Source organism: Streptomyces sp. NPDC001941, from assembly GCF_040296945.1.
Taxonomy (GTDB): domain Bacteria; phylum Actinomycetota; class Actinomycetes; order Streptomycetales; family Streptomycetaceae; genus Streptomyces.
On record NZ_JBEOYE010000050.1, the window covers coordinates 36,915 to 50,759 of the forward strand.

The following is a 13,845-nucleotide window of genomic DNA, read 5'->3' on the forward strand; positions in this document are numbered from 1 at the left end:
GTTCGTACGGATCTCAGTGCGTGAGCCGGTACACGAGCAGGCCCTCGGGGTCCCGCTCGGGCAGCAGTGCGAAGCCGGCCCGCTCCATCACGTGCTGGGAGGCGGTGTTGTCCTCGGTGGTGGTGGCCACGACCGTGCCCACGCCGTCCTGGCGCAGCGACCAGTGCGCCAGCTCGGCCAGCGCCTCGGTGGCGTAACCCTTGCCGCGCGCCGCCTCGTTGAGGTCGAAGCCGATCTCCACGGAGCCCTCGGAGGGCGGGCCGTGGAAGCCCATCGCGCCGACCACCCGCGCGTCGGAGGCGCGGAAGAGCAGGTACATGCCCCAGCCCGGCGCGTGCAGTCCGGCGTCGGCGCCCTTGACCAGCATCCGGGCGGCCACCCGGCTCTCGGCGCTGGGCTCGTCGCCCAGCCACTGCAGCCCGGCGGTGCCGCCCTCGCGGATCTCCCGGGCCTCCTCGGGCAGCACCTCGCGCAGCCAGAGCCGCGCGGTGGCGTGCAGCCGCACGGCGGCGCGGGCCGCGTCCTCCTGGGCGGCGCGGCGCACCGAGGCGGGCCTGCCGTCGTTCCACAGGCCGGCGATCCGGTCCAGGCAGGCCTGCTCGGCGCCGGTCCAGCCGGTGCTGGCCCAGCCGTCGGGAAGTTCGCTGCCGGTGGGCCACAGGGCGTACTGCTGGCGGGTGTTGACGATGACTGCGTGTGACACGGGGTCTCCTGGGGTGGGGTCCGTCACCGGACCGGGTCGATCACGTCGAGGGCGTCGAGCAGCCGTATCAGGTCCTCGACGGGGCCGAGCGAGACCCGCAGGTGTCCGGTGAAGCCGAAGCGGCCCGCGTCGCGCACGAGGATGTCGTGGTCGCGGGCGAGCAGCGCCTCGGCGTGCGCGGAGTCGGTGACGGGCACCGCGACGAAGTTGGTGGTGGAGGGCAGCGACCGCCGTCCGCGCACGGTGAGTTCGGTACGGAACCAGGCCCGGCGCAGCGCGTTCTGCCGCCGCACCTCGTCCAGGTGCTCGCGGTCGGCCAGCGCGGCCACCGCGGCGGCCTGGCCGGCCGAGTTGACGCTGAACGGCACGGCGCCCTGGGCCGCGCGGACCCGGGCGACCAGCTCCGCGCTGCCGACGGCGTACCCGACGCGCAGCGAGGCGAGGCCGTACGCCTTGGAGAAGGTCCGCAGGGACAGCAGCGGCGCGCCGCTGCCCAGGTAGTCGCGCAGCTGCGGGGTGCCGGCCGGGGCGAACTCGGCGTACGCCTCGTCGACCACCAGCGGCGTCCCGGTGACCGCCGCCCGCTCCACGAGCAGGTCGAGCTGCTCGCGGTCCAGGGCGGCGCCGGTGGGGTTGTGCGGGTGGCACAGGTAGACGACGCCCGCGCGCTCCATCGCGGCGCACACGGCCCGTACGTCGGTGTGCGCGCCGTCCAGCGGGACCTCCTCGCAGCCGCGGCCCGCCGTCTCCAGGCAGACCCGGTAGCCGGGGAAGGTGCCCGCGGTGGTGGCGCCGGGGCGGGTGCGGTCGCCCAGGGACAGCGCGGTCAGCAGCACCAGTTCGTCGCTGCCGTTGGCCACCGCGACCTGGTCCTCGGCCACCCCGAGCCGGTCGGCGATCGCCGCCAGCGGGGCGGAGCGGGCCGGGTCGGGGTAGACGGCCGGGTCCAGGGCCTCCTGGGCGGCCCGCAGGGCGCGCGGGCTGGGGCCGTAGGGGTTCTCGCTCAGGTGCAGCCGGGCGGGCCCGGTGCGGACGGCGGCGGTGGTCATGCGGCGTCCCCCAGCAGGATGCCGAAGCAGTAGCTGCCCGGCTCCGCCTCCAGGGTGAGGAAGCGGTGCTCGGCGCCCGCGGGCACGTTCAGCAGGGCGGGGGAGGACAGTTCGTGGACCACGCCGTCGACGGTGACCTCGATGCGCGCGCCGCCCGGGCGGGGCGAGACCAGGAAGTAGATCTCGTCGACGTCGTGGCGGTGCGGGTCCGCGACGGGCCTGCCCACCAGGTGGTCGATCGGACCGCCCGCGAGCTGCACCGGGACGCCGCCGAACATGTCCGACGTCAGGTAGAAGGGGGCCGGGTCGTGGTGGCCCGCGACGGGCAGGAACTGGGGTACGTCGGTACGGATCTGCGCGGTGGCCACGGGGGCACTTCCCTTCCGGCTACGGCACTCCCGGTTCCCGGAGAGCGTGGCGTTCACTGGAGAGCGTGGACGATCTCGCTAGAGCGGCACTGGAGCACGGTCCCGCTCCGCCGGGAGCCGACCGGTCCGTGCCACCGGTGTGGACCGGGTCTCAGGCGGCGGGCGCGGGCGCCGCCTCGACGACGTACGCGCCGTCGGGGCCCTCGACCAGGAACGACAGGGCCCCCAGGGTCCGTTCGATCACCGCGAACATCGTGGCGTGGTCGGTGACGGCGCCCTCGATCCAGGCCAGTTCGCCCGTGTGCACGCCCGGGGGGAGCGGGGCGCCGGGGGAGTAGGGCGTGATGACGTTGGTGACGCCCTCCACGGCGAGCGCCTCGCGCAGCCCGCGCACGCCGCCGTAGGTGCCGCCCTCGGCGGGCGAGGGCACGGCGCGGGCGAAGACGACCCGCTCGTCCCGGGCCCGTACGTCCGAGACGTCCTCGCCGAGCGCGACCCGGCCCGCCAGCGTGATGGCGTCGAAGTCGCCTTCCAGTGCTGCCAGTTGGGTCTGGAACCCGCCGAGTCGGCCGTTCACCTCGATCAGGCGCGGCCCGTCGGCGGTCAGCTTCAGCTCGGTGTGCGTGATGCCGGTGGTGATGCCCAGGGCGGTCAGCGCGGCGGTCACCACGTCCAGGCACGCGGCCCGCTCGTCGTCGGCCAGCGGCGCCGGGCGCAGGTGGCCGACCTCGCGGAAGGGCGGGGCGAGCGGGAACTTGCCGGTGACGGCCCAGTGGTGGACCCGTCCCGCGGTGACGGCGGACTCCACCGAGACGTGGTCGCCGAACGGCAGGCGGTCCTGCCCGACCAGGAACTCCTCCAGGACCAGCGGCCCCTCGGCCGGGTCGCCGAGCAGCTCCCGCGCCAGCGCGGCCCCTTGCGCGGGCGTCTGTACGAGGTGGGTGCTGCGGCTGCCCTCGCCGCGCGCGGGCTTGAGGACGGCGGGCAGCCCGACGGCGGCGAGCGCGGGCGCCCAGTCGGCGGGCGAGGCCAGCAGGTGCGTACGGACCGAGTCGGCGCCCCGCTCCCGCAGCCGGCGCCGCTGGGCGTACTTGTCGCGCAGCAGCTCCACGGTGGCCGGGGTGTGGTAGCGCAGCCCGAGCCGCTCGGCCAGCGCGGCCGTCTCGGGCTGGCGGGACTCGCAGAAGGTCACGATCGCGTCCGGCGCGCAGGCGCGCAGCCGCTCGGCGGAGGCGTCGTGGTCGTACGGATCGAGGTGCACGACCCGGGCCAGCTCCTCGGCGAACGGGGCGATCTCCTCGGTGTGCGGGGAGGGCCAGAGGGCGAGGACGGGCGTCCCCAGCGGCTCCAGGCCGTCGACGATGTCGAGGAGGGAGGCGGAGCCGCGGTCGTAGACGACGAGGATGACGGGGCGTGCGGGCATGTCGGGTCCTTGGAGGTGAACTGCCGGGCGGACGTGGAGGCGGTGCGCGGGGTGGGGCGGCGCGGCGGGCCGGGCATCGGGCGCGGGCGGCGGTACGTGCGTCGGGTCGGGCGGCGGTACGTGCGACGGCGCCGGGGGCGGGCCGCGGGCCGGGCGCGGGCGACGGGCCGTGCGACGGTGCGGGAGGCGGTACGTGCGTCGGGTCGGGAGGCGGACCGTGCGTCGGGTCGGGCGCGGTCGTGCCCGTCAGGCGGCCGGCTGGTCGGACTCCTCCGCGTAGTGCACGCCCGAGAGCCTGCTGGAGAGCGGCACCACCGGCACCGTCAGCGGGGCGCGGGCGGCCGCGGGGGCGCCGAACTCGGCCAGGGCGCCGGACACCCCGGAGACGTGCGCGTCGATCGTGCGGTGGGCCGCCCAGCGGGCGCGGCCGAGCCGGAAGCGGTCGCTGACCACGCGCTCCCCGCGCACCGCGTTCACCTGCACGCCGTCGTGCTCGAACCCGAACTTGCGGCACACCCCCTGGGAGGCCTCGTTGCCCTGCCGGACCACGGAGAACGCCTGCTCGGCGCCGAGACCGGTGAACGCCAGCTCCAGGGCGGCCGCCCTGGCGTGCCCGCCGAGCCCGCCGCCCTGCCTGCCGAGCGAGAGCCAGGACGTCAGCAGGACCTCCCGGGTCGCCGCGAAGTCCCGGGCGCCCAGGCTCTGCGAGCCGATGACCTCGCCGTCGTGGACGACCACCAGGTAGAGCGTCCAGTCCTCGGGCGTCCAGTTGGCCATCGCGTTCCAGTGCCGCTGGAGCACGCGCCGCGCCACCTCCTGGGGCGTGCCGTCCGTCCACTGGGAGAAGAACGGCATGAAGCCGGGCGCGTGCACCCCCTCCACCGCGCGGTCGGCGAGCGCGTCCAGGTCCTGCGGGGTGGGGAAGCGCAGTTCGATCCGGTCGGTCCGGACACGGACGCGGGTCTGGGGCCAGTTGTTCATCATCGGGTCGCACCTCGTCGGGTTCGGGAGGGACCGCTCGGGTCCCGGGGTCACGCGGCCACCGGCTCCGGGGCCGTGGCGGCGGCGGTGGCGGTCACCGGTCCGGGCTCCTCGGCCGGGGGCACGTCCGCCGACGCGGTCAGCGAGGCCCGCAGGCGCAGCGCCACGCCCACCACGAGCAGGCAGCCCGCGAGCAGGACGATCATCAGGGCGATGCCGTCGGCCCACGGCAGGGTGGCGCCCGCGAGCGCGGGGCCCGCCACCGAGCCGGTGGAGACGGCCACCGAGAGCAGGGCGTTGACCCGCCCGCGTACCCGCTCGGCCGCCAGGTCGTTCAGGAGCGAGGTCACCACCGGGAAGACCAGCGCCTCGCCGACGGAGAGCAGCACCACGCCCGCGACGGCCCAGGCGAGCGCGGAGGTGCCGCGCTGGGTGCCGGCCACCAGGACCAGGCCCCAGGCCACCGCCCAGACGGCGCCCGACACGGCCAGGACGGTGCTGCGGCGCACCCGCTGGATGCGGTCGGCCAGCAGGAACTGGGCGCCCACCGCGACCACGATGTTGACGGCGAAGGCGCCCGAGATGCCCTCGGGGCCGAGCGCGCCGCCCTGGGTGAGGTAGCCGGGCAGGCCGGAGCGGAACTGGCCGTAGGAGACCAGCGAGCAGATGACCAACGCGCCGAGGAGCGCCGCAATGTGACGCTGCTTCAGGACCTCGCGGTAGCTCGCCCGAGCCTCCTTCGCCGGGGCGGACGTCTGCTGCACCACCCGGGGCAGCAGCCAGAACAGCGCCGCCCCCGCGATCAGGAACGTGGCGCCGTCCGCCAGGTACAGCGCGGCGAAGCGGGTGGCGCGCGAGCCGACGTCCAGGGCGGCCACCACGCCGCCGGCGAGCACGCCGAGGCCGGTCATCGCGTTGAACACGGCGTAGTCGGCCGAGTAGGCAAGGCCCCGCTCGCGCGAGGTGGCGGCGCCCGCGTACAGGAAGCGCAGCACCGTGCCGACCCCGCTGATGCCGAAGCCGTACACCAGCGCCGCGACCATCGCCGACGGCGCGCCGGTGGCCTGGGCGTACAGGGCGGTGCCCGCGCCCGCGACGGCCATCACCAGCGGCACCGTGGTGCGCGGCGGGAAGCGGTCGAGGACCGCGCCCCACAGCAGCCCGCCGACGACGGCGGTCGCGGCCTGCAGGGCGAGCGTGGCGGCGGGCACCCAGGCGGGCAGCCCGCGCACGTCGCTCAGGTAGATCCACAGGAACGGCAGCACCAGGCCGCCGCCGAAGGAGCTGACCGCGTTGACGGCCAGCACGGTGCGGGTGCGGGGGGTGAACTCCCGCCACAGGGCGAGGGGGTTGGCCATCAGCGTGCCTCCAGTACGTACAGCCACGAGTGGGGGGTGCCGAAGGCGACGGTGCGGCGCGGCACCAGACCGGCGGCGGCGAACAGCTCCTCGTACGTCTCCTTGGTGTGCAGCGGTACGCCCATCAGGGCGTGCGCCAGCTCGAAGCCCAGCGAGAAGACGGGCAGCGTCTCGGAGTCCTCCGCGTCCGGGCGCAGCATGGTGTCGGCGAGCACGAAGGTGGTGGCCGAGGGGAACGCCTCGCGCAGCCGGGTGAAGGTGTGCGGCCGGGTCTCGGGGTCGGCCAGCAGGTCGTGCAGCAGGAAGAAGCTCATCACCGTGTCGACCTCGGCGAGCTTGTCGCGGTGGGCGTCGCGGTGGCAGACGTCGAGCACGTCGGTCCTGATCGCCTGCACGCGGTCGCTCAGGCCCGCGTCGGCGATGGTGCGGTGGCCGAGCTCGGTGGCCGGGCCGCTGATGTCCAGGCCCAGGCCCTTGGTGCCGGGGCGCTGCCCGACGACACGGCTCACCCGGGCCGAGATGCCGCTGCCCAGGTCGGCCAGGACGGAGAAGTCGACGTCGGCCAGGACCGCGTCGAGGGTGCCGGCCATGAAGGAGCGGTCGTTCTGTCCCGAGCCGAGCGCCACCATCGCCTCGTCGCGCAGCACCCCGGTGCCGAAGTCGGCCTGCCCGGACACCAGTTGGTGGGCCTGGCCGAAGACGTCGTGGTAGCCGCCGACGCCCCAGGTGAAGTAGCCGCGCATCCGGATGACCTCGGCGCCCGCGCTGGTGAGCAGCACGCTCGCGCCGTCGTCCTGCAGGCGCACCCAGCCGCAGGTGGCGGCGGCGCGCACCAGCTCGCGCAGCATCCGCTCGCGCACCCCGGGGCCCGCCTCGGCGGCGTACGCGCGCAGGTCGAGCAGCGGGGTGCGGGCGAGGCGCTCCCAGATGCCCAGCCGGTCGAGGGCGTTGATGACGGTGGCCGCGACGTAGCCGTTGTACGCCTGGTCGACGCCGACCGGGGCGGGCGCGGCCCCGGCCCAGTCGGCGGGGACGGTGGTGTGGTCCTGGATGAGGGTCATGGCGGGTCCTTTTCGGGTGCGGGTCAGAGGGTGGCGAGTGCGGCGGGCGCGGCGCCGTCGGCGTGGGCGTCCCGGGCGAGCGCAGCCCAGGAGGCGAGCAGCTCCTGGGGTGCCGCGTCCCCGGCGACGGGCGCGTACAGCGCGAGGGCCGCGGCCCAGCCGTCCCCGGCCGGGGACAGGGCGCAGCGCACCAGCGGCAGGTCCTCGCCGGCGAACGACGCCCCGACGACGGCGGCGCGCACCCGCTCCCCGGCCGGGGAGCCGGGCGCGTCCGGCACGACGGTGACGGCCAGCGCCTCGACGGCGTCCCGGGCGAACCAGCGCCCGGCGTGCCGGGTGAAGCGGGTACGCAGCCGGGGATGGAGCTCAAGGAGCGCGGCGAGCGCGGCGTCGGCCTCGGCGGCCGTGGGCACCGGTCCCCGGAAGGAGGCGGTCGCCGCGAGGGTGTGCTCGGCGGCGCTGCCGGAGCGCACCAGGTCGTGGAAGAGCCAGCGCTGCTCGTGCGCGGTCAGCGGGCGCAGCCCGTGGGCGGGCTCGTCGACGGCCCGCCCGCGCTGAAAGGGGTAGCCGGGCAGCCGTACGCGCCGCCCCTCGCGGCCGAGCGAGGCGTCCACGTCGGCGCCGTGCTCCCACAGCGCCGCGAAGGCGTGGGCGACGGACGCGGGCGACAGCGGGTCGAGCACGAGTGCCTCCTCGGGTCCGGCTCCCAGGTGGAGCACGACGGCGTCCGCCGCGACCGACGGGGCCGCCGGCGCCGGGGTCTCCGTTGCCGCCGCCAACAGGGCCTCGCGCAACGGAAGTTCGCCGCGCAGTGCGGCGGCGACCGGGGCGGCGGTGCCCCGTCCCCGTACCGTCACCGGGCGCACGCCCAGGGACGCCAGCCACTGGACGGTGCCGTGCAGCACTGCGGCCTCGCCCGCCGCCAGCCGGTCGGCGCCGGCCGGGAAGTCCAGGTCGCCCGCGTAGGCGATGGCCTCGGCGACCTGCGGCAGGTCGGGGGTGCCGCGCAGCCCGGAGCCGTCCCCGAGGTCGATCACCAGGTCGGCCCCGGCACCGGGCAGGGGGCGCGGGGTGAGCGCCGACCTGCGCAGCGCGCGGGCCAGCTGGCCGCTGTCGGCCCCCACCACCGCGTGCCGCACGGCGAACCGCTCGCGGCCGTGCGCCAGGGTCGCGGCGACGTCGTCCGGGTCGAGGCCCGGGGAGCGCTCCAGGCGCTCGGCCAGGCGCACGCACGCCTGCACCGCCGCCTGCGGGTCCCGGGCCGAGACGGCCAGGACGCGCGGGGCGTCCGGGTCGGTCAGCTTCGCCATGGCAAGCTCACACCCTCTCCAGTACGTGTTCCTGCACCACCACGTGGGCGTTGGTGCCGCCTACTCCGAATGAGCTGACCCCCGCGGTGCGCGGGCGGCCGGTGGGCTCGTGCCAGGTCCTGCTCTCCGGGAGCAGCGCGAACCGGCCGCCGAGCCGGGCGAGTTCGTCGATCGGCTCGCCCACGTTGGGGGTCGCGGGCAGTACGCCGTGCCGTACCGCGAGGACCGCCTTGATCAGTCCGGCGATCCCGGCGGCCGTGTTGCAGTGGCCGATGGAGGCCTTCACCGAGCCGACCGCCACGTCGGGTCCGGTGGTGCCGAGCGCCTCGCCCAGCGCGGTCGCCTCGATGGCGTCGCCGAGCCGGGTGCCGGTGCCGTGCGCCTCCACGTAGCCGACGTCCGTGCCGGTCACGCCCGCGGCCTCCAGGGCGCGCCGGATGACCCGGGCCTGGCCCTCGACGCCGGGCGCCGAGTAGCCCACCCGGGCGCGGCCGTCGTTGTTGACCGCGCTGCCGCGGATCACCGCGTGCACCGGGTCGCCGTCGCGCTCGGCGTCGGAGAGCCGGCGCAGCAGCAGCGCCCCGGCGCCGAAGCCGCCGACGGTGCCGGTGGCCCGCCGGTCGAAGGGGCGGCAGACGCCGTCGTTCGCGTACAGCATGCCGGGCCTGAAGGTGTACGCGCCGTCGAAGTCGCCGTCCAGCGAGACCGCCCCGGCCAGCGCGTAGTCGCTCTCGCCGGACAGCAGCGCCCGGCAGGCCAGGTGCACCGCGTACAGGCCGGTGGAGCAGGCCGTGTCCAGGAGCAGCGCCTCGCCCCACAGGTCGTGCAGGTAGGCGAAGCGGGAGGCGACGAAGGTGGGGTCCGCGTTGACGACGTCGTCCACGCGGGCCTCGCCGTCGGTGCGCACCACCTTGGGGCAGCCCGCGTACAGGCTGGTGCGGTGCGCGATGTCGGAGAGCCGCAGCGAGGCGTCCTCCACGGCCGCCCACAACACCTCGTGCAGGACGCCCTGCTGGGGGTCGCCGGAGGCCACGTCGTCGCCGCTGAAGCCGAGCAGGGACGCGTCGTAGGCCGGGCCCCCTTCGAGCATGCCCCAGCGGGCGACCCGCCGGGTGCCGTCCTCGTACGGGGTGACCAGCGGGCCCGTCCCCTCGGTGAAGCAGTCCCGGCCGGCCTCCAGGTTGGCCCAGAACTCCTCCAGGCCGCCCGCCCCGGCGAACCGGGCGCCCATGCCGACGACCGCGATCGCGTCGTCCTCGGCGCGCACGGCGGGGCGCGGCGCGCGGGCCGGCGCCTCGGGCTCCCGGTCGGCGGCGGACCCGCCGATCAGGCGGGCCTGGGCGCGGATGGAGGTGTGCCGCATCAGGTCGGCGATGCCGGGCCCGGTGCCGGTGTGCGCGCGCAGCGCGTCCTGGAGCTTGACCAGGAGCAGCGAGTGCCCGCCCGCCTCGAAGAAGTTGGTGTCCCGGTCGAACTCCCGCCCGGGCAGCACCTCCTGCCAGGCGCGCAGGACCGCGCCGCTGACCCCGGCGGCCTCGGAGGTCACCGCCGCGCGCGGCGCGGGCGCCGGGGCGGCGGCCGACGGCGCCGTCGTGGTGGCGGTGGTGTCCGGCGGGGCCGGGAGGCGCTTGCGGTCGATCTTGCCGTTGGCGGTCAGCGGCAGCTCGCCGACCGTGATCAGGTGGGAGGGCACCGCGAACTGCGGGAGCACGGCGCGCAGATGGGCCCTGACGGCGTCCAGCGCGGCGGGCCGGTCGAGGACCGCGTAGCCGACGATCTCCTTCTCGCCGCGCGCGTTGACCCGCGCGGTCACGAAGGCGCCGCGCACCTCGGCGTGGTCGCGCAGCGCGGACTCGACCTCGCCGAGCTCCACCCGCTGGCTGCGGATCTTGACCTGGTTGTCGGCGCGGCCGATGAACTCCAGCTGCCCGTCGGCCGTCCAGCGCACCCGGTCGCCGGTGCGGTAGAGCCGGGCGCCCGGCTCCGCGCCGAACGGGTCCGGCACGAAGCGCTCCGCCGTGCGGCGCGGGTCGCCCAGGTAGCCGCGGGCCACGCCGGTCCCGCCGAGCACCAGCTCGCCGGGCACGTACGGCGGCGCGGGCACCAGGGTGCCCTCCAGGACCACGTGCAGCCGGGTGTCCGGCACGGCCCGCCCGATCGGCACGGTGCGGGCGCTCTCGGGGACCTCCTCGATGGCGTGCCAGGAGGAGGTGAAGGAGTTCTCGGTGGGCCCGTAGCTGTGCAGCAGCGTGCCGGGCCTGGCCCAGCGCAGCGCCTTGCGCACGTGCGGGACCGAGATGATCTCGCCGCCGAAGTAGACCCGTCGCAGCGACTGGAGCAGGTCCGGGGCGTCCTCGATGATCCGGTTGAGCAGCGGGGTGGTCACCAAGAGCGTGGTGATGCCCAGCTCCCGCACTGCGGTGCGTAGTTCGCGGGGGCTGAGGACGAGTTCCTTGTCCAGGACCGCCAGCGTGGCACCGTGGGTCAGGGCGCCCCAGATCTCGTACGTCGCGCCGTCGAAGTTCAGCGGGGACAGGTGCGAGAGCGTGTCGTCGGGGCCCAGCGGCAGGAACTCGGGGCGGTGCATCATGCGCAGCACGCCGCCGTGGTGGAGCACGACGCCCTTGGGGCGGCCGGTGGACCCGGAGGTGTACAGCACGTTGAACGCGGTGTCCGGGCCCGCCGAGGTGACCGGCGGGACCACCGGCATCGGCGCCGATCCGGCGAGCACCGCGCGCACGCCGTGCACCGGCAGCCCGTGCACCCGCTCCTCCTCGCCCTGCTCGGCGATCATCAGCCGCGGCCGGGCGTCGGTGACGACCAGCTCCAGCTGGGCGTCCGGGTAGGCGGGGTCCAGCGGCAGGTACGCGGCGCCCGCCAGGCCCACGCCCAGCATCACGGCCACGGTGTCCGGGCCCGGGCGCAGCAGCAGGGCGACCACGTCGTCGGTGCGCACGCCCCGGGTGCGCAGCCAGTGCGCGATCCGCACGGCGTCGCGCACCAGCCGGCCGTAGGTCACCCGGTGGCCGTTGTGCGTGAGCGCGACCGCGTCGGGGTCGCGGCGGGCCTGGGCGAGCACCAGCTCGGGGACGGTGGGCGCGGCGGGCTCCGAGGGCGCCCCGGCGGCCGGGGCGGGGCGGGCGAGGCCGGCGAGCAGCTCGCGGCAGGTCGCCCCAGGCCGCTGCGCCGCCGCCGCGAGGAGCTCGTCGATCTGCTCCGCCATCAGCGCGGCGGTGGCCGGGGAGTACAGGGCGCGGTCGTAGTCGACGCGCAGGACCAGCCGGTCGGGGGCCTCGACGGCCGCGAACGCCAGGTCGTACTTGGCCGACGCGGCCTCCGGGTGCAGCACCCGCACCTCGGCGCCCGGCACCTGCCACCCGGCGGCGGCCTGCGGCTGGTGCAGGAAGACGGCCTGCACGGCGGGGACGCTGCCCGGCGGCGGGTCGCCCGCCTCGGCGTGCGCCTCCATCGAGGCGAGGACCTGCTCGCCGAGGTCGCCCGCGTAGTCGGCGAACACCCGGTCCGCCACCAGGGTCGTACGCACCGGCAGGACGCGCGTGAACAGGCCGACGGCGTCCTCCGTGCCCGGCTCGTCGCGCCCGGCGAACGGCATGCCGAGCAGTCCGTCGTCCTCGCCCGACCAGGCGTGCAGCAGCAGGCTCCACACCGAGAGCAGCGCCATGGCGGGGCTGACGCCCTCGCGGACGGCGAAGGCCCGCAGGTCCGCCAGGCGCCCGGCGGTCAGCGCCCGCTCGGTCCAGCCGGCGGCGCCGCGCAGCCCGTCGTCGGGGCGCACCCGGTCGGCCAGCGGCGCGAGCAGCGCGGGGTCGCCGTCGAGCAGCCGCGTCCAGTACGGGTCCAGGCCCGCGGCCACCGGAGCGGGGGGCGGCGCGGTGACCGGGGCGAAGCCGGGGAGGCCGCCCCGGTGCCGGGCGCGGTAGGCGGTCACCAGGTCCTCGGCGAGGACCTCCGCCGACCGGCCGTCCGCGACGATGTGGTGCACGGTGAGGGCGACCAGGGCCCCGTCCTCGTACCGCAGCACCTCGGCGCGCAGCAGCGGCGCCGTCGCCGGGTCGAGCGGGCGGGCGCCGGACGCGGCGGCGGCCGTCAGCGCGGCCTCCCGGTCGTAGGGGCCCGGCCGGTCGCTCACGCCCAGCGGGACGACCGCGGTGGGCTCGGGGACCTGGTGCAGGGTGCCGCCCGAGGTCTCGAAGCGGCCCGCGAGCGCGGGGTGGCGCAGCAGCACGTCGGCCAGGGCGGCGCGCAGCGCGCCGGTGTCCAGGGCGCCGCGGAACTCCAGGGCGAGCGGGATGTTGTAGCGGCCCGACTCGGGCTCGCAGCGGTCCGCCAGCCAGATCTCCAGCTGGGCGGGGGAGGCGGGTATCACGCTCCGGCCTCCGTGCGGGCGTCCGGCACCGAGACCAGCTCGTGCAGGAAGAGGGCCAGTTCGGCGACGGTCGGGTGCGCGAAGAACTGACGCACCGTCAGTTGGATGTCCAGCTCCTTCTTCAGCGCCCGGACGATCCGCACCGCGCACATCGAGTGCCCGCCCACCTGGAAGAAGTGCTCGTCGTCGTGGAACTCGGCGTGGCCCAGGCCGTCGGCCCAGGCGGTGCGCACCAGACCGGCCACGTCCGCGGTGCTCGGCTGGGGAGGGAGGGAAGAGGTCATGGCGGGCTCCTAGGGGTGGCCGTGGGGTCAGGACGCCGCGTCGACGGGCACGGCGGACGGTTCGGTGGCGGGCGCGGGGCGCACCATGCGCCGGTAGACGGTGTCGACCGCGTCCCACAGCTGCGGGAAGAGCGTCCGCTCCGCCATCTTGGCCAGGCTCAGCGTCGACTCGCCGCGCAGGCTGGTCGGCCCCATCGGACAGCCGGGCGCGGCCGCGGTCGGGTGCGGCTCCGCCTCCGGGTGGCCGCCCAACTGGCCCCACACCATGCGCAGGTGGAGCTGCTTCCAGTCGCCGACCGCGCCGTCGAGCCGCATCAGGCCCTGGCGCACCAGGGCCAGTTCGACCGCCGCCCGGTCGTCCTCGCCGGGCACGGAGGTACGCCCCTGGGCGGTGATCAGGTCCTCCGGCGCCAGCCGGGCGCGCTCCAGGGCGCGGGTGAAGGAGCGCCACAGCGGCTGCGCCGCGCGCCGCAGGTTGCGGGCCCCGGGGGAGTCCAGGCCGGTGGTGTTCTCCGGGAACGTGTCGCGCATGGTGAGCAGCCCGGTCTGCGGCAGGAAGTCGGTCAGCGTGCGCAGCGCCTGCACCGGGATCGCGCCCAGCGACGCCGCGCGCTCCAGGACCTGCGCGGCGAGCAGCGGGTCCCCGTCGTCCAGGAGCCCGGCCGCCCGGCCCATCTCGTAGTGCATCGCCACCCAGGCGTACTCGGTGATCAGGTGCACGGACTGGAACAACCGCTGGTCGGGGTGGACGAGTTCGTCCTCCGTGAGCAGCGCGGAGAGTGCCGTGGTGAGCCGGGTGTCGGCCTCGTAGTTGCTGCCCCGGTCGTACTCGAAGACGAGCAGGTGGTCCGCGGCCTGCGGGTTCAGGGCCCGGCGGGCGGCCCCCGGGCGTCCGGTCTTGGCTCGCTTGCTCATGAGCTC

The 13,845-nt window shown here is 76.2% G+C and carries 11 protein-coding genes; all 11 read right to left on the reverse strand.

The window, feature by feature from the left end; all coding sequences use genetic code 11:
- Positions 1-13: 13 nt before the first annotated feature.
- Positions 14-703: a GNAT family N-acetyltransferase gene (locus ABT160_RS28830; protein ID WP_351650785.1), complete on the reverse strand. Its 690-nt coding sequence runs from the start codon at positions 701-703 to the stop codon at positions 14-16.
- Positions 704-726: 23 nt separating this feature from the next.
- Positions 727-1,752 carry a pyridoxal phosphate-dependent aminotransferase gene (locus ABT160_RS28835; RefSeq protein WP_351650786.1) on the reverse strand — a complete coding sequence of 342 codons (1,026 nt, stop codon included), beginning with the start codon at positions 1,750-1,752 and terminating at the stop codon, positions 727-729.
- Positions 1,749-2,120: a cupin domain-containing protein gene (locus ABT160_RS28840; protein ID WP_351650787.1), complete on the reverse strand. Its 372-nt coding sequence runs from the start codon at positions 2,118-2,120 to the stop codon at positions 1,749-1,751. Before ABT160_RS28840 ends, ABT160_RS28835 begins: the two co-directional genes overlap by 4 nt.
- Before the next feature lie 151 nt (positions 2,121-2,271).
- Positions 2,272-3,543 (reverse strand): ATP-grasp domain-containing protein, encoded by a 1,272-nt coding sequence (locus ABT160_RS28845; protein WP_351650789.1) that lies wholly within the window; start codon positions 3,541-3,543, stop codon positions 2,272-2,274.
- A gap of 246 nt (positions 3,544-3,789) precedes the next feature.
- The gene (locus tag ABT160_RS28850; RefSeq protein ID WP_351650790.1) at positions 3,790-4,527 is read right to left on the reverse strand and encodes a GNAT family N-acetyltransferase; all 738 of its coding nucleotides are present in this window, start codon (positions 4,525-4,527) and stop codon (positions 3,790-3,792) included.
- 47 nt (positions 4,528-4,574) lie between these two features.
- Positions 4,575-5,882, reverse strand: a complete 1,308-nt coding sequence (locus tag ABT160_RS28855) for an MFS transporter (protein WP_351650791.1) — start codon at positions 5,880-5,882, stop codon at positions 4,575-4,577.
- A complete protein-coding gene (locus ABT160_RS28860; protein ID WP_351650792.1) occupies positions 5,882-6,943 on the reverse strand; it encodes a class I SAM-dependent methyltransferase in 1,062 nt (353 codons plus the stop codon). Before ABT160_RS28860 ends, ABT160_RS28855 begins: the two co-directional genes overlap by 1 nt.
- A gap of 23 nt (positions 6,944-6,966) precedes the next feature.
- On the reverse strand, positions 6,967-8,253 hold the full coding sequence (locus tag ABT160_RS28865; protein ID WP_351650793.1) for a CurL C-terminal domain-containing protein: 1,287 nt from the start codon (positions 8,251-8,253) through the stop codon (positions 6,967-6,969).
- 7 nt (positions 8,254-8,260) lie between these two features.
- Positions 8,261-12,640 (reverse strand): non-ribosomal peptide synthetase, encoded by a 4,380-nt coding sequence (locus tag ABT160_RS28870; RefSeq protein ID WP_351650794.1) that lies wholly within the window; start codon positions 12,638-12,640, stop codon positions 8,261-8,263.
- On the reverse strand, positions 12,637-12,924 hold the full coding sequence (locus ABT160_RS28875) for an acyl carrier protein (RefSeq protein ID WP_351650795.1): 288 nt from the start codon (positions 12,922-12,924) through the stop codon (positions 12,637-12,639). The genes ABT160_RS28870 and ABT160_RS28875 overlap by 4 nt, the downstream gene beginning before the upstream one ends.
- A 27-nt stretch (positions 12,925-12,951) precedes the next feature.
- The gene (locus tag ABT160_RS28880) at positions 12,952-13,839 is read right to left on the reverse strand and encodes a hypothetical protein (RefSeq protein WP_351650796.1); all 888 of its coding nucleotides are present in this window, start codon (positions 13,837-13,839) and stop codon (positions 12,952-12,954) included.
- Positions 13,840-13,845: the final 6 nt, after the last annotated feature.